17 protein-coding genes are annotated in these 17,495 nt (G+C 67.7%); 11 read left to right on the forward strand and 6 right to left on the reverse strand.

The genetic code is table 11. The features are described from left to right. Positions 1 to 12: 12 nt before the first annotated feature. Positions 13 to 534 (reverse strand): SigE family RNA polymerase sigma factor, encoded by a 522-nt coding sequence (locus ACFY0P_RS15165; protein WP_388911917.1) that lies wholly within the window; start codon positions 532 to 534, stop codon positions 13 to 15. A 105-nt stretch (positions 535 to 639) separates the two neighbouring features. Continuing rightward, positions 640 to 1,179 carry a TetR/AcrR family transcriptional regulator gene (locus tag ACFY0P_RS15170; RefSeq protein WP_388912806.1) on the reverse strand — a complete coding sequence of 180 codons (540 nt, stop codon included), beginning with the start codon at positions 1,177 to 1,179 and terminating at the stop codon, positions 640 to 642. Between the two features lie 146 nt (positions 1,180 to 1,325). Here ACFY0P_RS15170 and ACFY0P_RS15175 point away from each other — a divergent pair, with 146 nt between their 5' ends. After that, positions 1,326 to 2,192 (forward strand): SDR family oxidoreductase, encoded by an 867-nt coding sequence (locus ACFY0P_RS15175; protein ID WP_388911920.1) that lies wholly within the window; start codon positions 1,326 to 1,328, stop codon positions 2,190 to 2,192. 95 nt (positions 2,193 to 2,287) lie between these two features. Here the strand turns inward: ACFY0P_RS15175 and ACFY0P_RS15180 are convergent, their stop codons facing one another. Further along, positions 2,288 to 3,457 (reverse strand): serine hydrolase domain-containing protein, encoded by a 1,170-nt coding sequence (locus ACFY0P_RS15180; protein ID WP_388911923.1) that lies wholly within the window; start codon positions 3,455 to 3,457, stop codon positions 2,288 to 2,290. Between the two features lie 197 nt (positions 3,458 to 3,654). Further along, positions 3,655 to 5,577 carry an N-acetylmuramoyl-L-alanine amidase gene (locus ACFY0P_RS15185; protein WP_388911926.1) on the reverse strand — a complete coding sequence of 641 codons (1,923 nt, stop codon included), beginning with the start codon at positions 5,575 to 5,577 and terminating at the stop codon, positions 3,655 to 3,657. Between the two features lie 433 nt (positions 5,578 to 6,010). Here ACFY0P_RS15185 and ACFY0P_RS15190 point away from each other — a divergent pair, with 433 nt between their 5' ends. The 9 genes from ACFY0P_RS15190 (at position 6,011) to ACFY0P_RS15230 (ending at position 15,416) form a co-directional block, all read left to right on the forward strand. Then, entirely contained in the window at positions 6,011 to 6,343 is a 333-nt protein-coding gene (locus ACFY0P_RS15190) for a hypothetical protein (RefSeq protein ID WP_388911929.1), read from the forward strand. A gap of 902 nt (positions 6,344 to 7,245) precedes the next feature. Beyond that, entirely contained in the window at positions 7,246 to 8,481 is a 1,236-nt protein-coding gene (locus ACFY0P_RS15195) for a helix-turn-helix domain-containing protein (RefSeq protein ID WP_388911931.1), read from the forward strand. A gap of 29 nt (positions 8,482 to 8,510) precedes the next feature. Beyond that, complete coding sequence (locus tag ACFY0P_RS15200) at positions 8,511 to 9,041, forward strand: flavoprotein (protein ID WP_388911934.1); 531 nt, start codon at positions 8,511 to 8,513, stop codon at positions 9,039 to 9,041. A 156-nt stretch (positions 9,042 to 9,197) separates the two neighbouring features. Beyond that, entirely contained in the window at positions 9,198 to 10,448 is a 1,251-nt protein-coding gene (locus ACFY0P_RS15205; protein ID WP_388911937.1) for a methionine adenosyltransferase, read from the forward strand. After that, positions 10,448 to 11,371, forward strand: a complete 924-nt coding sequence (locus ACFY0P_RS15210) for an aminoglycoside phosphotransferase family protein (RefSeq protein WP_388911940.1) — start codon at positions 10,448 to 10,450, stop codon at positions 11,369 to 11,371. The genes ACFY0P_RS15205 and ACFY0P_RS15210 overlap by 1 nt, the downstream gene beginning before the upstream one ends. Next, positions 11,368 to 12,078 carry a histidine phosphatase family protein gene (locus ACFY0P_RS15215; protein WP_388911943.1) on the forward strand — a complete coding sequence of 237 codons (711 nt, stop codon included), beginning with the start codon at positions 11,368 to 11,370 and terminating at the stop codon, positions 12,076 to 12,078. Before ACFY0P_RS15210 ends, ACFY0P_RS15215 begins: the two co-directional genes overlap by 4 nt. Further along, a complete protein-coding gene (gene serS / locus ACFY0P_RS15220; RefSeq protein ID WP_388911946.1) occupies positions 12,071 to 13,363 on the forward strand; it encodes a serine--tRNA ligase in 1,293 nt (430 codons plus the stop codon). The genes ACFY0P_RS15215 and serS overlap by 8 nt, the downstream gene beginning before the upstream one ends. Then, positions 13,363 to 14,379, forward strand: coding sequence for a glycosyltransferase (locus ACFY0P_RS15225; RefSeq protein ID WP_388911949.1), 1,017 nt, complete (start codon positions 13,363 to 13,365; stop codon positions 14,377 to 14,379). The genes serS and ACFY0P_RS15225 overlap by 1 nt, the downstream gene beginning before the upstream one ends. Positions 14,380 to 14,792: 413 nt before the next feature. Then, the gene (locus ACFY0P_RS15230) at positions 14,793 to 15,416 is read left to right on the forward strand and encodes a hypothetical protein (RefSeq protein WP_388911952.1); all 624 of its coding nucleotides are present in this window, start codon (positions 14,793 to 14,795) and stop codon (positions 15,414 to 15,416) included. Positions 15,417 to 15,456: 40 nt separating this feature from the next. On the opposite strand, the gene ACFY0P_RS15235 is transcribed toward ACFY0P_RS15230, so the two are convergent. Next, positions 15,457 to 15,651, reverse strand: a complete 195-nt coding sequence (locus ACFY0P_RS15235; RefSeq protein ID WP_388911954.1) for a hypothetical protein — start codon at positions 15,649 to 15,651, stop codon at positions 15,457 to 15,459. Positions 15,652 to 15,659: 8 nt separating this feature from the next. After that, positions 15,660 to 16,511 carry a helix-turn-helix domain-containing protein gene (locus ACFY0P_RS15240; RefSeq protein WP_388911957.1) on the reverse strand — a complete coding sequence of 284 codons (852 nt, stop codon included), beginning with the start codon at positions 16,509 to 16,511 and terminating at the stop codon, positions 15,660 to 15,662. A gap of 271 nt (positions 16,512 to 16,782) precedes the next feature. On the opposite strand from ACFY0P_RS15240, the gene ACFY0P_RS15245 reads away from it, so the two are divergent. Further along, positions 16,783 to 17,439, forward strand: a complete 657-nt coding sequence (locus ACFY0P_RS15245; RefSeq protein WP_388911959.1) for an ATP-binding protein — start codon at positions 16,783 to 16,785, stop codon at positions 17,437 to 17,439. Positions 17,440 to 17,495: the final 56 nt, after the last annotated feature.

Here is a 17,495-nt window from a genome sequence, read left to right on the forward strand (position 1 = left end):
ACAAGATTGATGTCAGGGGCGGGCGTATTCGGCGAGGTCCTCGCCCAGCAGCTCGCGCAGCCGCGCGAGGGCGCGCACGCATCGCGTACGGACGGCGGCCGAGCTCATGTTGAGCGCGTCCGCGGTCTCGTGCACCGACCGGTCCTCCCAGTACCGCAGGACGACGACGGCCCGGTCCTTGGCGGGCAGCCGTGCCAGCGCGTCGAGGAGGGTCAGCCGCAGGGAGGGGTCGGTGCCGCCGGGATCGGTGCCGGTGTCGGCCAGTTCGGGGAACGAGTCCCTGGCCCGCTCCCTGCTGCTGAACCGCCGCCGGTGGGCGAGGAAGGTCCGGGTGAGGACGGTCTGCGCGTACCCGGCGGGGTTCTCGGCGCGGGAGACCCGGCCCCAGCGGACGTAGATCCGCCCGAGGGCCTCCTGCACCAGGTCCTCCGCGAGGTAGGTGTCCCCGGCGGTGAGCAGACAGGCGGACCGGTACAGATGCCCGGCCCGCGCCGCGGCGAACTCGGCGTAGTCCTCCCCAGCCCTCTGACTCATCCGCAGGCTCCCCCTGGTCCCCGTCCCCGGCTCCGGCGCTCTGCCGTTCCACCTCACTGATGCGGTGGGCCGGGGTAAATGTTTCAAAGGATTCTCAGGGGAGGCTCACCGGAGCGAGTCGAGCCAGTCGAGGAGGCGGGCGCCCTCGCGGTCCATGATGCCCGGGTCGCGCAGGGCGTGGGCCAGGAGCGACATGCCCTGGTAGCCGGAGACGAGGGTGAGGGCCAGGTCGTCGGGGTCGTCCGAGCCGGACAGCCGCATCTCACGGAACTGGCCCGCCGCCCAGTCGAGCAGCCGCCGGATCACCGCGCCGGCCTCGGCGTCGAGGGTCCCCTCGGTGCGTTTGCCGAGCTCGGCGGCCAGGGTGCCGGTGGGGCAGCCGTACCGGGCGGCGACGTCACGCTGCTCGACCCACGCCTGCACCAGCGCCTTGAGCCGGTCGCGCGGGTCGGGCAACCGGTCGAGCCGGCCGACGAGTTCGTCGAGGTGCGCGGTGTGTTCACTGAGCGCTGCCTGGACCAGCTCGTCCTTGGTCTTGAAGTAGTAGTAGACGTTCCCGACCGGGACATCGGCCTCGCTCGCGATGTCGGCGAGGGTGGTCCGCTCGACGCCCTGCTCGTGCAGGACCTTGGCGGCGGCCGCCATCAGCCGTTGCCGCTTCTGCGAGGCCCGCACCCGCCGGTCAACTGAGTTGGTCACCCAACTGACTATAGACAACCCGGGAGTCGCCCGTGCTAGCGTCTGCGTCAGTCGAGTAAGTCAGCCAGCTAACTAACTAACGGGAGACGGCAATGATCACGGTGACGGGCGCGACCGGCAACATCGGCCGGACACTGGTGGACCTGCTGGCCGAGGCGGGCGAGGAGGTGGTGGCGGTGTCCCGGCACCCCCGGCAGGCCTCGTCCGCCGTCCCCGGCGTCCGGTGGGCCGAGGGCCATGTCGGGGACGCGGCGAGCATGCGGGCGCCCCTGACCGGGGCCCGGGCCCTGTTCATCGTCCTGGGCGGCGAGCTCAACGCCTTCGGCGAGGACCCGAGGCTGCTGCTCCGGGCGGCCGCGGACGCCGGCGTGGAACGGGTCGTCCTGGTCTCCTCCCAGGTCGGCGCGACCCGCCCGCACGCACCCTCGCACGCCCGCCTGCGCGAGTTCGAGGCGGCGGTACGCGCATCGGGCCTCGACTTCACGATCCTGCGCCCCGGCGGCTTCGCCTCCAACGCCTTCGCATGGGCCGACACGATCCGCACCAAGCGCACGGTCTTCGCCCCCTTCGCCGACGTGGCCCTTCCGGTCGTCGACCCGGCGGACATCGCGGCGGTGGCGGCGAAGGCACTCCGCGCGCTCCGTGAGGGCGGCGAGGGCGGCCACGGGGGCCGTGTCTACGAACTGACCGGCCCGGAACCGATCAGCCCCCGTCAGCAGGCGGCGGTCATCGCCGAGGCGCTGGGCGAGGAGGTGACGTTCGTGGAGCTTTCCCGCGAGGAGGCCCACGCGGCCATGGCCCGCTTCATGCCGGAGGAGGCGGTCGCGGGCACGCTGGACGTCCTGGGGGCGCCGCTCGCCGCCGAGCTGAGGATCAGCACGGACGTGGAGACCGTCCTGGGCCGCCCGGCGGGCGGGTTCGCCGGCTGGGTCGGGCGCAACCTGCCGGCGTTCCGGTAAGGGGGCGGAAGGTGCCCCGGCCGTACGGGCTCTCCTGTGCGGCCAGGACACCCTCCACCCACCGTGTCCGCTCCCCCTCCGCCGAACTCATCCGGTCACAGCGCGGCCCGCACCGCCTCGACGAGCGCGGACGCCCGCGTGTCCTCCGCGCCCTCGACGATGCTGTTCATGACGTACCCGAAGGCGATGCCGTGCTCGGGGTCGGCGAAGCCCAGCGACCCGCCGCGCCCGGGATGCCCGAAGGCGCGGGGACCGGTGAGCGGGTTGGTCTCGACGGGCAGCATGTACCCGGAAGCGAACCGGACCGGGAACATGATCACCTTGTCCACCCCGCCGGCCTGCTCCGCGGTCGCCGACGCGAGCGTCTCCGGGCTGAACAGCCGTACCCCGTCCACCTCCCCGATCAGCGCCGCGTACATCCGGGCGAGGCCGCGCGCGGTGCCGATCCCGTTGGACGCGGGCAGCTCCGCGGCCTGCACCTCCGCCGAGTTGAAGTCGATCTCGGCGGGGTCGGTGACGGCGAACGCCCGGTTGCTCAGCGACTGCGGATCCTGCAGCGCGGCGACGAACTCCCGCGCCTCCGGGGGCACGAGGTCCAGCGGTACGGTGCTCAGGTCCAACTCCGGCTTCGGGTACACCATCCGGCTGACCCGCCCGCGCTCGGCCGCCGGCAGCCCGATGAAGAAGTCGAGGCCCAGCGGCCCGGCGACCTCCTCGGCGAAGAACCGTCCGGGGGTGCGTCCGGAGACGCGCCGTACGACCTCCCCGACCAGCCATCCGAAGGTCCGCCCGTGATACCCGTGCGCGGTCCCCGGCTCCCACTCCGGCCGCTGCACGGCGAGCGCGTCGGCCATCGGCTGCCAGCGCAACGCATCCGCCAGCGGCACCGGCGGCTCGACCGTGACCACCCCGGCCCGGTGCGACAGCAGCCACCGCACCGGGATCCCGGCCTTCCCCGCCGCCCCGAACTCCGGCCAGTAGTCGGCCACCGGAGCGTCGAGGTCCAACTCCCCGCGCTGGGCCAGCAGATGGGCCACCGTCGCGGTGGCCCCCTTGGTCGCGGAGTACACCAGCTGCAAGGTGTCCCGGTCCCACTCCCGTCCGGTCCCCGGATCCGCCACCCCGCCCCACAGATCCACCACGGGCCGCCCGCCCCGATACACGCAGACGGCGGCCCCGACATCCCCCCGCTCCTCAAAGTTGGCGCGGAACGCCTCCCGCACACCTTCGAACCCGTCGGCCACTTCCCCGTGGATGGTCGTCATGCCCTCATCCTGGCACTGGCGCCGCCCGGTCCCGGCGCCGTTCGGCCGGATCCCGCAGGCGAGTTGGAGCCGCACGAGACGGCAAGCGGCTCGCCGCGCGCGACGGCCGCCGACGCATAAGAAAGGTGCCCAGGAGGCCGGAACCTCCTGGGCACCACATGCGCGTGCGTGGGCGCCGGCGCGCGGCCGGCGGACCGTCAGCCGTCCGTCGCCGTGACGTCCGAGGCGTACACCAGGGCGACCCGGTGGTTGTACTGGATGGTGTACATCGCCTTGGCACCGGTGACGACCGTCCCGCTGGACGGGAAGAAGTCGGCCGTGAGGGAGGGCGCCACGGTGGCCACGTAGGCCTGACCGGCCGGGACGGTGTACATGCTGAGCGGGGCCTGCGTCGAGGGCGACAGACCCGCGGGGTACTCGGCGGCGTCCGGGTAGCTGGAGCCGTACACCGCCACCGCCGAGTCGCCGGCCGCCGAGATCACCTTCACCCCGTGCGCGGGCGCGGTGTTGCACCCGTGCGGGTTGTGGAACCACACCTTCGAGCCGCCGTACCAGACGGCGGTCCAGTCCCCGTCCTGCCCGGCGACCACGAACTGCTGTCCCGCCGCCGCCGTGCTGCCCCAGTCGTTGATCCGGTCGGTACCGGCCGCGCCCGGGTGCAGCGCCTGGTCCCCGAAGAGGGGAGCGGTCTCGCTCGGCTCGGTCCGCAGGTAGACGAAGTCCGATGCCTGCTGCGTCTCGGTGCACGCGGTGGTGGCGCCGGTCGGGTCGTCGGAGGGGCAGATCTGCACGGTCTGCAGATTCTCGTCGAACCGCGGGGCGATGGTCACCACCGAACCGACGGGACCGACGCCGTGCCGCCCGGTGCGCACCCCGAGCAGGCTCATCAGGTGGTTCCAGTCCCAGGACGGGCCCGGGTCCCAGTGCATGCCGGAGACGAGGGACGACTTCGGCCCGGCGACGTTGTCGTGGCCGATGATGTGCTGCCGGTCCAGCGGTATGTCGAACCGCTCGGCCAGGTACTTGACCAGGTCGGCCGTGGCCTCGTACTGCGCCTCGGTGTACCAGGTGGCACCGTGCGCGGCGTAGCCCTCGTGCTCGATGCCGATCGAGTGCATGTTGGTGGAGTAGTTGCCCGCGTGGAAGGCGAGGTCCTTCGTCGGCACCATCTGCGTCACCGCGCCGTCCGAGGACCGCATGACGTAGTGCGCGGCGGACCCGCCCGGCTGCGTGAAGAGGTTGACGGCGGCGTCGTACGACGTCTCCGTGTCGTGGATGACGATGCTGTCGATCCGGAGGCCGTTGGCGGGCCGGTTGGAGACCTGGCCGTTGGACGGCGACGCCGCCACGAACGTACAGGCGACGGTGGCCGGGCACTCGGTGCCGGTGTCCGTCGCGGACTTCAGGTCCAGGGCGTTCAACTGCCCGGTGACAGGCTCGACATCGCTGTCAGCCACCAGCTTCACGTGCTCACCGTCGGCCGTGGTGCGCCCGGCACCCTTCTTGATGGTGGCGAACACGCGACCGGCGAAGACAGCGGCACCCTGCCGCTCGGTGGCCTGGCTGTAACGGGCCACGGCCCCGTACCAGTCACCGGGATCCGCGGACACCGACCCGGCCACCGCCTCCTGATAAGAGGCGAGCAGCGCCGCACCCCCACGGATGTTGGCCGCCGGATCGCTGCGCAACTCCGCCGCCGACAGCCCGGTCAGCTTCGCGGCGGCCTGAACGGTGTGCAGAGCCGGAGCGGCGGCAAGCTTCGCCACGTCCCCCCGCCCCGCCGCCCCCGCGTCGCCGCCGGCCATCATCGCCGGAGTCACGTCCGTGAGATGCATCGGCCCGAACCCGCCGTCGGTGCTGTGCTGCCCGGCATGCGTGTCCCAGGCCGACTCCTGGTATGCCAGCGCCAGCAGCACCTGACGCGGCACGTGGTACGCGTCGGCGGCGGCCGCGAAGTCCTGCTGCAGCGTGGTCCCGGTGTCCGCGTCCCCACCGTCGGCCAGGGCCGGCACCGGCACGGCCGCCCCACCCGCAACGGCGAGCGCGGCGACGGCGGTCAACAGGGCCGGACGACGACGTCTCGACGCGTCGTCCCCACGTCTGGAATTGCTTGTGCTCATGAAAAAGTCCCCGAACCTCGGAGGATCAGATGGCGGAAGGGAGGATGCGTACGACGGGCCGTCGGTTCATCCCCCGACCCGGTACGCGCACGGCTCCGCGCCCTACGCGGGGCGTTGCCCGCCGACGCCTGGAAGCGGATGATCCCCCTCTGCGTAAAGCCGAGTCAACTTCACCTGATCAAACGGCACTTGAACGCGCGAAGGAGAACCACACACAAGGACGGGCGCCTCCGGGAGCACGGGCGCAGCCACCGAGGAACCGGGCCCGAGGAGTCCCCGCAAAGGGCCGGTCACCCGCCCGACACGAGCGATACCCAGGACTCGTGCACCGGTTCCAGGGGGCACGCGGAAGGCGTACCTTTCGTACCTTCCCTGAACGAACCTGTGACGATAGGGGGCTCCGTGCCCTGGTCGAGCGTGATGAGGCAGCCGCGTGAACGAGATCCCGAGCCCCGACAACTGTCGTAACCGCGTGGAACTGCAGATCCTCCGGGTCATCGTCGCGTCCCTCGAACAGGCCACCGTCAATGTGCGCTGCCTGCGGGGACCGGTCCGTCGCGGCGCCCGTTTCACCTGCCTCAGCGGTTCGGCACAAGCGCTCGACCTGACCCTGACACAGGCCGTCGTCTACGGGCATCGAGTGGCAGAACTCGACACAGGCCTCACTGCCTTCGTGACGCTCCGAGGGAAAGACGTCCAGCGCCTCGTGTCAGCCACTCCGGCCTCCGGAGGGCAAGTCATCGAGGGCACAGACCTGTTGCCTTGACCCCGTCACCCCTCCGACCTGAAGCCCCCCGCCAACGGCCCCTTGCCACCAACCCAAGGGCGCTCCCACGCAAGCCCCACCCCACCCTTCCCGGCCGCCCGCTCGCTTCTTCCCCGTGCTGGAGTGAGCCGAGTCAAGGGTCGGCCGAAGGCCGATCGGCGAAGCCGACGCAGACGCGGAGCGCAGCGGAGCGGGAGCGCCCTTTACTCGGCTCACGGAAGCACGACACTGCCGAAGAAGCGGGCGGCTGGGGCGTCTCGTGGCCGACGGCTGTGACAGGGCCTCTGTGGGTGCCGAAACAGACCGCTGCCAGGGTTCGCAAAGGAGCAAGAATCGTTGTGGGCAACCCGCTACGCGGCAGGACATGACTTCTTGGCTACAACTTTTCGTGGGATCCGGTCCACAGAGCTCCAAAAAAATGATCGATCAAATATGTCGTAAAGGTCACGGAGTCATTCCTTTAGAGGGGAATACGTAGGCAGAATGAGCAAGTTGGCGGCACTGAGTGCCGTTGATAGGGCCAATGGTTGACCCCGAGTGCACTCTTCGGCGCCAACTGGGGGATCGTAGAGACGAGTACGGGTTAGCTGGCAACGCAACCCGGCTACTCCCGACACGAGATGATGGAGGCTCAGCGGATGGAGACCAACCAGAGCGCGCCCGTACTGGACGTCCGCATAGGCGGGTTCCGCATGACCCTCCAGCGGATCCCGGTTCGTTTCTTTTCTGCTCTGGCGACCCTTGGTGGGTCAGCCTTCACAGCGTGGTTCACCACGCGATGACAGGCAGCGATTGCGCAGCAGCAGACGTAGCACAGAGCAAAAATTCCATCGGGGTCGTGCACGAGGCCGGCCGCTTCCCTCATGGACGCGGCCCTTCCCAGACGAAGGAAGGCAACACGCATGCGTGGGCTCGGAGATCACCTGACCGTAGGTGAGCGGATCGCTTTCCATCGGCGCCGCCGCGGCTACACCCAGCAGGTCCTGGCCGGTCTGGTGGGCCGCAGCACCGACTGGCTGGCCAAAGCGGAGTCAGGCCGGCGCAAGCCTCCCCGAATCGACATGCTCGCCGAGCTGGCCCATGTACTGCGCGTGCCTCTCGGCGACTTGCTCGGAAAACCTGTGCTCATGGAGGACGAGCGTCAGCAGGACGACATACCTGCTGTCCGGGACGCCCTGATGAGCCCACGCCGCCTGTCCCGCCTGCTCTTCGGGCCAGAGGCCGACAACCAGCTCCCGAGCCCGGCCCCAGCGGCGCTTCGCGTCGAAGAAGCTTGGGACGACTATCAAGCGGGCCGACTCGGCAAGGTGATCGCCGTGCTTCCCGGCCTTCTCCAGACTGCCCATGCACTTGAAGACCGCGCAGTTCGCTCCACCGCAGAACGCCTGCCCTGCTTGGCAGTCTCTGCGCGCGTCCACCACCTCGCAGCCACGGCCCTTGCCAAGGTGGGCGAGTCCGACATCTCCTGGCTCGCAGCTGAGAGGGCCATGAGAGCTGCCGACGAGTCCGAGGACCCACTGGTGCTGGCCTCTGCTGCCCGGTCAGGCACCCACGCCCTTCTGGCCAACGGGCGGTACGACGACGCTCTGGAGCTGGCGATGACAGCGTCGAGATGGCTGTCCGCACGCATAGAGGAGAGCGATCCGGCCGCACTGAGCCTGCTGGGCATGATTCACCTCCGTGCCGCCATCGCTGCAGCTCGGCATCAGGATCGCTCGACCGCCATCAGCCTCTTGGACCGGGCCCAGGACATGGCCGACCGGCTCGGATCGGACGAGAACTACTGGCACACCTGCTTCGGGCCGACGAACGTGATGCTGCACCGATTGTCGGCGGAACTCGATCTCGACAACGTGGCGTACCTGGTGGAGCACGGAGACGTCGATGTGGACCACATGGCCGCGGAGCGAAGCGTCTCTCACCGCATCGACTACGCCCGTGCTCTCTCTTTGACAGGGCGGGTGGACGACGCGTTCAGGGAGCTGCGCACGGCCGAGTCAACTTCGCCGCAGCTCGTGCGGAACAATCCTCGTGTCCGTGACACGCTGCGCGACCTGATCAAGCAATCTCCGGTCACGGGCGGAGCTCCTTCCTCGGAGCTGTTCGTGATGGCTCAACGGTGCAGGGCGGTGCAGTGAGCACAGGGAATGGCCGGGTCCTCGGTGTCGTGGGATCCAGCGCCGGCGGAGTCGAGACCTTGCGCGTCGGGCTCGTGGAGCCGGCGCTGGCCCGGGGCTGGCAAGTGGCGGTGACACTCACACCGACAGCGGGTCGTTGGCTGCGCATGAGCGGCGAGGTCGACCGGCTGGAGCAGCTGACCGGCATCCCCGTCCGCGACGAAGCGCGGTTGCCCGGCGAGACCAGCCCCCACCCGAAGGTGGACTGCTATGTGGTGGCCCCCGCGAGCGCGAACACGGTGGCCAAGCTTGCGACCGGCATTGCCGACAACCAGGCGCTGACGCAAGTAGGCGAAGCTATCGGCACCCTCGAACTGCCCGTCGTGGTGTTTCCCAGGGTCAACGCAGCTCATGTCCGCCACCCTGCCTGGAAGCGCCACATCGCGACGCTTCGGGAAGCCGATGTGCACCTCGTCTACGGTCCGGATGTCTGGCCACTGTACGAGCCACGTGAGGCTCCTGCCGGGCGTGAGCTGCCCTGGGCCGCAGTGCTTGGCACCGCCGAGCGCCTCCTGAGCTGACTCGATTCGCGGCTGCTGAAGCGCCGTAGCAACGAACCCGGACAGTTTGTCAGGGCTCCCAGTCCACAGGGCGTCGAAGCTTTCTCTCGTTGTTCCCCGCCGGGCTCACCGACGCCCGCGCTGGACCCTCTGCCGCCCCTGAGACGGGAGTTCGCCATGCCCCGCACGAGCATGACCCTCGGCAAGAGCCGCCTGGTCGTTGAAACTGGCGCCCACGAACCCGGTGGCACAACCATCGTGGAACGCAAAGGACTGGGCCACCCAGACACCCTCGCCGACCACTTGGCTGAGCGGCTCTCCCGTGCCTACAGCAGCTACACCGTGCAGCACTTCGGTGCGGTGCTGCACCACAACTTCGACAAGCTCGCCGTTCTGGGCGGCGCCAGCGAGGTTCGCTACGGTGGCGGCAAGATGACAGCTCCGGTCAGGGTTCTGATCAACGGGCGGGCGGCGCCCAGCTGTGGCGGTGAGAGCATCCCGGTCCGGGAGATCGTCGAATCGGAAGTTCGCGACTTCTTCGCCGACCGTCTCCCAGAGGTCTCGGATCACCTCGACCTTTCGTTCAACATCACGAGCAACTCGAGCCCCGGCGCCGTACTGACCGGGGAAGCCATTCCGGACCGCACCCGCTGGTTCAACCCGCGGTCCATCGACGACCTCCGCGAGCGCAGGGTCCGGCTCGCGAACGACACGTCGCTCGGTACCGGGTGGGCGCCCGAGAACCCCTTCGAGGCGTTCGTGCGCGAGCTGGTGGACCACCTCTCCGGACCGAGCGACTTCAGGAGAGCACACACCTGGTGCGGCTCCGACGTAAAGCTCATGGGTTACTGGGACAGCGACGCCGCCGACATCGTGCTGTGCGTGCCGCAGAAGTCACGGCACGTGGACAGCCGGGCCGAGTACATACGCAACAGCAAGGCCATCCTGGCCGAGTGCCACCGTCTCGCCGGCATCCGGCTGCCCGGCGCCGAGGTCCGATTCCGGCTCAATGCCCGCGACATGCCGGAGAAGGACGAGCTCTACCTGACGTACACGGGAAGCTCGATCGAGTCAGGGGACGAGGGAGTCGTGGGCCGCGGCAACCGCGTCAACGGCCTGATCACACCGTTGCGTCCCATGAACCTGGAGGGCGCCAGCGGAAAGAATCCGGTCTACCACGTCGGCAAGCTCTACAACATCGCAGCGCAGCGGCTCGCGGAGCGCCTGCACGAAGCGACCGATGGCCACGCCGAGGTTCATCTGGTCAGCACCACGGGGCAGCGGCTCGACGAACCGTGGCGCATCCTCGTGCGCCTGTCCTCGTCCGATGTCGAGATCGACAAGGTTCAGGGGCTCGTCTCTGAGGCCCTCGAAGGGTTCCCCGCTCTGACCGACGAACTGGTCTCGGACGGGATCGTTCTGAGCTGATGACACCGCAAACGCTCGGAGACGTGCCGCTGGGATGTCGAAGGCGCCTTCTCGATCACTATGGTCCGGCGGCGGAGTCCTGGCTACGGGATGCACCGTTCCTTCTGGCCGAGGCGGCGGAGCGCTGGCAGCTCTCGCTGAAGAGCTACCACGACGCCGGCCATGCCTCCGCCGTCGCGCTGGCCAACTCTCTCGATGGGAGACCGTTGATCCTCAAGGCGTGGTACGAGCCGCTGCGCTACCGTCACGAAACCGCCGCGCTGCGTACCTGGGCAGGTGGGCCAACTGCGGAGGTGGTCGACTTCGCGGATGATCTGGCCGTGGCTGCCCTGGAACTGGTGGGCAGTCGGCCCGGCGGGAGCGTCCCCATTGGGTGCAACAGGCAGGTGGTCGCTGCCGCCCTCCAAGTGGTGCACAAACTCGGCCAGAGAAGGACGAACCCGGACCTGCCAACCTTGGACTACTTCGTCCAAGAGGTCATGCTGCCTCGAATCCGGCAGCGTGCGCGAAGCCTCGATCTCGGTACTCGGAGCGCGCTGGTCGAGGAGGTGTGTGCAGGGCTTCCCTCGCTTCGGGAAGATCCCACACGGACGACGGTTCTCCACGCCGACCTGTACCCAGAGAACGTGATCTTTGATGGCGCTGGACATCCCCGTCTGATCGATCCGCACCCTCTGATCGGTGATGCCGCCTTCGACTGGGCCTTCTGGACGGTCTACTACGACCTCGAAGCCGAGGTCACCGAGCGGCTGACGACGGCCGCGCGCATGTCACGCATCCCCATCCCGCATATCACTCCCTGGTGCAGAGCACTCGCGGTCGACGGGCTCCTCTATTACGCGGAGATCGGCGACCCGGCGGAGCCGAAGATCGAGCAAGTTCTGTCCTTGCTCATGGCCTCTGGCTTGGAGGGCGCACGGTGATCACGTACATCCTCCGCCACGGTCAGACCGACTACAGCAAGCAGTACCTCGTCAATGGGGATCCATCCCGCGCCATCCTGCTCAACGAGGAGGGTGTCCGTTCCTGCCGACAGCCGTGGTCAGTGGTTCCGCTGCACAACGTGCGCACCTGGCTGGCGAGCGAGTTTCCACGAGCCCGGCAGACGGCTTCCCTGCTCACGGGGGTGCCCATACCGGACCTGGTGGTGGACGCACGCCTCAACGAACTCGACTACGGGACGTTCGAAGGCGGCCCCTTCCGGGACTACGCCGCCTGGCTCGATACCCATGGCGGATCACAATGCCCGCCGGGGGCCGGCGAGTCCCAGCGGGACGGCATCAGAAGGATGCTGTCCGGAGTCCATGCGGTGCTGGAGTATCCGGGGCCCCGAGTCCTGGTATGTCACGGGCTGCTCGTGTCGGTGCTCCTCTGGCACCGTGACCGGACTCGCTCCGAACTCATGCCGCTGTTCTTCCCGGAGGCTCCCTGCGCCGAGCCTCTCTCAGTCCCCGATGACGTGCTCCTGGACTGGATCGGAGCCCTTCTGACCGATCTCGACAGGGAGAAACCACAGGATACGGAGGCGCGCTGCGGTGCCGCGATATTGCGGGCGGGACACGGTTCGGCAGTTGCTACCTTCGACGCAGCAGACCACTCGCCGGAGAAAAAGGAACCTCCCCATGCATGATGCCCGCGCCCTTCTCGAAATGGGTGCCGAAGCAGTTCGTCGCCTCGCTCGCCGTGGATACTCGCTGGACTTGTCGACGCTGGAGAGCCTCCAGTCTCGGCGTAACCAGAACATCCGCTCGGCTGACGAGCTGCGGGCAGAGTCCAAGCGGGTGGCAAGCGAGGTTCAGCAGACGGCGAAGCAGGGTGGGGACATCTCCAAGCTGAAGGAACGCGCCCGCGAGATCAAGGAACAGATCCGCGAGATCGAGGCGGACCAGGAGCAGATCCAGGACGAGCTGCGCACGCTCCTCCTCACCATCCCGAACCTCCCCGACGACAGGGCTCCCGACGGCGACTCCGAGGAGTTCGCTATCGAGGTCCGCCGGGTCGGCACCCCGCCATCGTTCTCGTTCGCACCGAAGGATCACGTCGACCTCGGTGAAGCCACGGGCATCCTCGACTTCGCCCGCGCCACGAAGCTGTCGGGTCCCCGCTTCGCCGTCTCACGCGGTGCAGGAGCTGCCCTGGAGCGAGCTCTCGCCACGCTCTTCCTTGACATCCACACCCGTCGGCACGACTACGTCGAGCACTCGGTGCCGTTCCTGGTCACCAGGAAGACGATGACCGGGACCGGGCAGCTGCCGAAGTTCGAGGAGGACCTGTTCAAGACCGGTGTCGCGGATCGCGAGCTGTTCCTGATCCCGACGGCCGAAGTCCCTCTCACCAATCTCTACGCGGACGAGATCATCCCGCCGGCCGAGCTGCCGGTCGCGCTCACCGCGCAGACTCCGTGCTTCCGCTCGGAGGCCGGCTCGTACGGCCGTGACACCCGGGGCCTGATCCGCCAGCACCAGTTCACCAAGGTGGAGATGGTACGGATCTGCGACCCCGAGGACGCGGACACCGAGCTTGAGAAGATGATCGGCCACGCCGAAGCATGCCTGAAGGAACTCGGCCTGGCCTACCGCGTAGTCACCCTTGCCGCAGGCGACACGGGCTTCTCCGCCCAGCTCACCTACGACATCGAGGTGTGGTTCCCGAGCCAGAACACCTACCGCGAGATTTCCTCGGTCTCGAATTTCGGCACCTTCCAGGCACGCCGCGCGAATATCCGCACCCGTGGTGAGGACGGCAAGCCCAAGCTGGTCGCCACTCTGAATGGCTCGGGTCTTCCGGTCGGGCGGACCATGGCCGCGCTGCTCGAACAGTGCCAGCAGCAGGACGGCTCCCTCGTCCTGCCCGAATCACTCGTCCCGTACCTCGGCTTCCGCCGTATCTCGGCGGACGGAACACCGGAGGCATAGTGCTCGTCGGCGTCTGCGACTTTCCGGGTAGCTACGCTTTCCCCCCTGCCGGATACGGCGGGATCGAACGATGGCTATGGGCGGTCGCAGTCGGCGCCCGAGCCGCAGGCGCCGACGTACACCTACTGGGGCCGGGCTGGCTCCCCGAACTGGACGCCGACTGGGTCCGCAAGCCAGTCCGTCTCGAAGACGTCAACGCGGGTTCGCTGGCCGAGCACGAGCTCAAAGCGGCCCGCTACGACCTCCTTATCGTCGGCCACGAGTATCCGTCGCTGTCGGCCTGGGTACGCACCTGGAGCCAACTGGACTGTGAGGTGGCCACGTTTCAGCACTCTCCCGTCTTCCATCACACCGAAACTGCCTTCGACGGCAAACGGTCACGCCTCTACTGCTACTCGCCCGAGATGATCGAGCGATATGCAGCCCATCAGCCCATGGCGGAACTGGCTGTCCACCTCGGCCGCGATGAGGAGGAGCCGTCGGCCGTCAAGGGGCAGGACCTGGTATGGCTCGGCCGCATAGACGAGGAAAAGGCACCCCATCTCGCGGTCAGAGCGGCTCAAATGCTCGGCCGCCGTATCCGCGTCGTTGGTCCCGTCTTCGATGTGGACTACGTGCGCCGCCACGAAAAGATCTTCTCCGCAGACAATGTGCAGTGGGTCGGCGAACTTGGCGGCCGTGCCAAGACAGCCGCCATCAGTAACGCCTCCGTGTTCGTCTACACCTACGAGCGGACCTACGTGGAAGCGGGCGCCGCCGTCTTCGGCGAGTCCCTTCGGGCCGGGACGCCTATTGCCGCGCTGACATGGCGTGAGGGAACCTGCGCCCAAGCCGCGCTCTGTGACCGCACTGGAGTGACGGCAATCGTTTCGCCCGACGCGGACGACGAGACGGCTTCCGTGGCCCTCGCTGAGGCGATCGAAGGAGCGACCGCACTGGATTGCACGGTGGTGCAGACTGTCGGTCGACACCGCTTCGCCCCGAGGCGGCACTTCGAGGCCATGGCGGCACGCTGATGCTGGCTGGGTCGCCCACGCATCAGGTAGCAACTGCTCTTCGGCAAGTCCTAGGCCGAGAGTGGGAGTTCACGATCGACGGCGCAGAACTTGAGGTCCGTCATCGACACCGAGGCTCGCCCTACGCACCGCCCCGGCGATCACCTTCATGGGCCGAGTTCCTGTCGACCCTGGAGGACGCCTTCGCTGCACGAGGTGTCCGTCGCGACGCATGTATCCCTCTTCGTTGGGGACGAGAGACTGAACTGGCAATCTCCGCTGTTCAAGCACTTGATCCTCTGCTCAAGGACGGCCTCCCCATTACCTACCGAAGTGGGTTCCTTCCGCAACCGGTAGTCAGGTTCACAGGCGAGCGAGGCGAGGACGGAGAACTACTCGACGGCTACCTGACGTCCTTCGTCAACGTGTCGCGCGTGCAAGCGATTCAGAGCATCGAGGAGTACGCGGGCGCCCTGGACGACTGGCTCTACGTCCTCTCGCGGCTCGGATTCCATGCCCGACATATAAGCCTCTACGGCCAGCTCAGGGTCTGGAACCGGCGGCAGGTGGCCGGCGTGACCCTCATGTTTCGCCACCTGGATCTCACGCTCGGCGACATCGTGCTGCTCTGGAACATCCAGAACCCGCAGCGCATGGCGGTCGACCTCGGGACGGGCCTTGAGCGCTTGGCCTGGGCGCGAACGCTGCGAGATTGGAATGAACTGATCTTCGGGCCGTTGGCCGGAGCTGCGCCCCCTTCCACCTTGGACGCACTGCGAACGGCGACGCTCTTGCTGGGTAACGGCATCATGCCCGCAGCACGCGGTGCGGGTGGGGTGGTTCGTCGGGTCCTCGGCACCGTGCCGGGGGATTCTGTAGGGCTGGGCGTGAGCGCTGCGGTGCGGGCATCGCACGCGTACTGGTCGTCGGTTACAGCACTCCGCGTCCCGTGGCCTGCGATAGTCACCGTGATCGAACGGGAGATCGCCGACCGACCCTTGCGTGCGGTCGGCTGGCGAAGGTGCCAGTTGGACCACCTGTCGGTCATACCTGGCTAACTCCGGTCCGCCGAGGTCTGATTTTGGTCTTTGGAGAACCTCATTTCAGCAGGTGGTCCACCTTGCCGGCCTTGATGTCACGGATCATGGTCCGGAGCGCCTCGCGGCTGTCTGCGATGAAACGGTCCTCCTGGCCGTTCACGGCTATATACGCGTTGCCGAAGCTGTCCACGCCCAGCCGGAAGCACGAGTTTCCTTCCCCGCAGAACGGCTCTTCCCACTGGATCTCTGGCATGACGTCTCCTAGAGCTCGCGAGCGATGGCGTGGATGAAGGCTCTTGAGTCGTCGGGGGACAGAGCCAGCTCTTCCATCCGGTCCAAGTGAGCACGGTACTTGGTCAATTCTGCCTCGCCGTAGAGGAAGTCCGGGCCGTGGGAGTTGTCGATCTGCACGGTGTCCAGTTGTTCCGTAGGTCCTTCCGCGTACAGAACGGTCTGTCCCGCGCCCGGAAAGGCTCCGTGGGCGAAGGGGACGACCAGAACGGTTCGGCCGTCCCGCTCGGACTGGTCCAGCAGGTGACGGAGCTGCTCACGGGCGACCCTCGGCCCACCGAACTGCATCCGGAGCGCAGCCTCGTGCACGATTCCGATGAAGGAAGGAGCAGCCTCGGGAGTGAGCACTGCTTGGCGGTGGTTGCGATGGGCGGCTCTCAACGCCACCTCGTGCTCGGGAAGATGCGGAAGGACGGCACGGAAGACCGCGAGGGCGTAGTCGGTCGTCTGGAGCAGGCCGGGGATGTGCACCGTGCACGCGGTGCGCATGCGAACGGACTGCCATTCCAGTTCGGCGATGTCCAGGAGGCCTTGAGGTAGAGTTCCGCGGTACTGCTCCCACCAGCCCGAAGTGCGTGCTGAGGCCATTTCCGCCAACGCCGCCACGTACTTCTCGTCATCGCAGTGGCAGTGGTGGGCCAGGGTGCGCAGCCGCTCCTCGCTGATGCTCCGGACCCCGGACTCCATGTTGGAGATCTTCCCTCGGTCGACGCCGAGGAGGTTCGCGGCGTGCTCCGCGGACATGCCCGCGGCCATTCGCATCCTGCGCAACTCGTGACCGAGGCGCCTCTGACGTTGAGTCGGTACTGCCCTCGGGGCCATGTCGATCCATACCTTCCATGTCGGGCTCGGGACGGCAGTCTGCCGTGCTGTGCCGTATGCGTGCCACGATCGAGCTAATTTGCCGAATGTGGTGGCAAATTTACCAAGTCGCCTTCTAGTTTGGGCATCGCGCCGCTCACGCACAACGAGCAGAAGCGCATCGCGCATGCCCCCGGTTCTCTCCTGCCCTGGGAGTGGAGGTCTGCGCCAGGGCGACAGGCCACTGCTTCACGAGCAGCGCAACCAGACAGGCGGACGAAGGAGTTGGGACATGGATTGCGGTGGGTGCACCCACAGAAGGCCCTGGGATCTGGCGTTCTCTGCTGAGCCGGAGGAAGTGGCGGCGTTGCGGCGCTTGTTGCGGACCCATCTGGGCCTCTGGGGCTTGCCCGAGTTGACGGAGGCGGCCCAGCTCTGCCTCAGCGAACTCGTCTCCAACGTGATCACTCATGTGGGCCCCGGCACTCCGGCGACACTCGCCGTCTCCATGAGCGGTACGTACCTGCGTATCGAAGTCCATGATCCCGACACGCGAGCCTTACCGTGTCTGATCGACTCGACCGACGACGCCGAGGCGGGGCGCGGTATGGCCATCGTCTCCGCGATGTCCGAACGCTGGGGCGTCCAACTCCTGCCCGATCGCAAGATCACGTGGGTCGAGCTCGCATCGGAACTGACGGAGGCGAACGGCCACATCAAGGACATCCGGGTCTCCAGAGCCACGAGTTGCCTGCACCTCTACAACGCGGGGTTGCCAGCTCACTTGCAGGGATCCACCAAGCTGAGCGTCATCTCTGCGCGGGAGACTGCGATCGACATCATCGCCGATCTTCTTCATTGGCTTCGAGCCCATGGCCATGACGCCGACGATGCTCTGGACCGCGCACAGATGCGGTTCGAGGCGGATGCGCGACGATTCGTACGGTGACGGAAGGCTGCTCCACGACGCGCCGAAACACGGTGAAGGCGCCGATCCGTGTCGGC

Source organism: Streptomyces sp. NPDC001714, from assembly GCF_042892755.1.
In the GTDB taxonomy this organism is placed as follows: Bacteria; Actinomycetota; Actinomycetes; order Streptomycetales; family Streptomycetaceae; genus Streptomyces.

Bases quoted from the DNA above. Each gene is read 5' to 3' on its own strand.
- ACFY0P_RS15165 (WP_388911917.1), bottom strand. From the start codon at position 534: ATGAGTCAGAGGGCTGGGGAGGACTACGCCGAGTTCGCCGCGGCGCGG.
- ACFY0P_RS15170 (WP_388912806.1), bottom strand. From the start codon at position 1,179: ATGGCGGCCGCCGCCAAGGTCCTGCACGAGCAGGGCGTCGAGCGGACC.
- ACFY0P_RS15175 (WP_388911920.1), top strand. From the start codon at position 1,326: ATGATCACGGTGACGGGCGCGACCGGCAACATCGGCCGGACACTGGTG.
- ACFY0P_RS15180 (WP_388911923.1), bottom strand. From the start codon at position 3,457: ATGACGACCATCCACGGGGAAGTGGCCGACGGGTTCGAAGGTGTGCGG.
- ACFY0P_RS15185 (WP_388911926.1), bottom strand. From the start codon at position 5,577: ATGAGCACAAGCAATTCCAGACGTGGGGACGACGCGTCGAGACGTCGT.
- ACFY0P_RS15195 (WP_388911931.1), top strand. From the start codon at position 7,246: ATGCGTGGGCTCGGAGATCACCTGACCGTAGGTGAGCGGATCGCTTTC.
- ACFY0P_RS15205 (WP_388911937.1), top strand. From the start codon at position 9,198: ATGCCCCGCACGAGCATGACCCTCGGCAAGAGCCGCCTGGTCGTTGAA.
- ACFY0P_RS15210 (WP_388911940.1), top strand. From the start codon at position 10,448: ATGACACCGCAAACGCTCGGAGACGTGCCGCTGGGATGTCGAAGGCGC.
- serS (WP_388911946.1), top strand. From the start codon at position 12,071: ATGCATGATGCCCGCGCCCTTCTCGAAATGGGTGCCGAAGCAGTTCGT.
- ACFY0P_RS15235 (WP_388911954.1), bottom strand. From the start codon at position 15,651: ATGCCAGAGATCCAGTGGGAAGAGCCGTTCTGCGGGGAAGGAAACTCG.
- ACFY0P_RS15240 (WP_388911957.1), bottom strand. From the start codon at position 16,511: ATGGCCCCGAGGGCAGTACCGACTCAACGTCAGAGGCGCCTCGGTCAC.
- ACFY0P_RS15245 (WP_388911959.1), top strand. From the start codon at position 16,783: ATGGATTGCGGTGGGTGCACCCACAGAAGGCCCTGGGATCTGGCGTTC.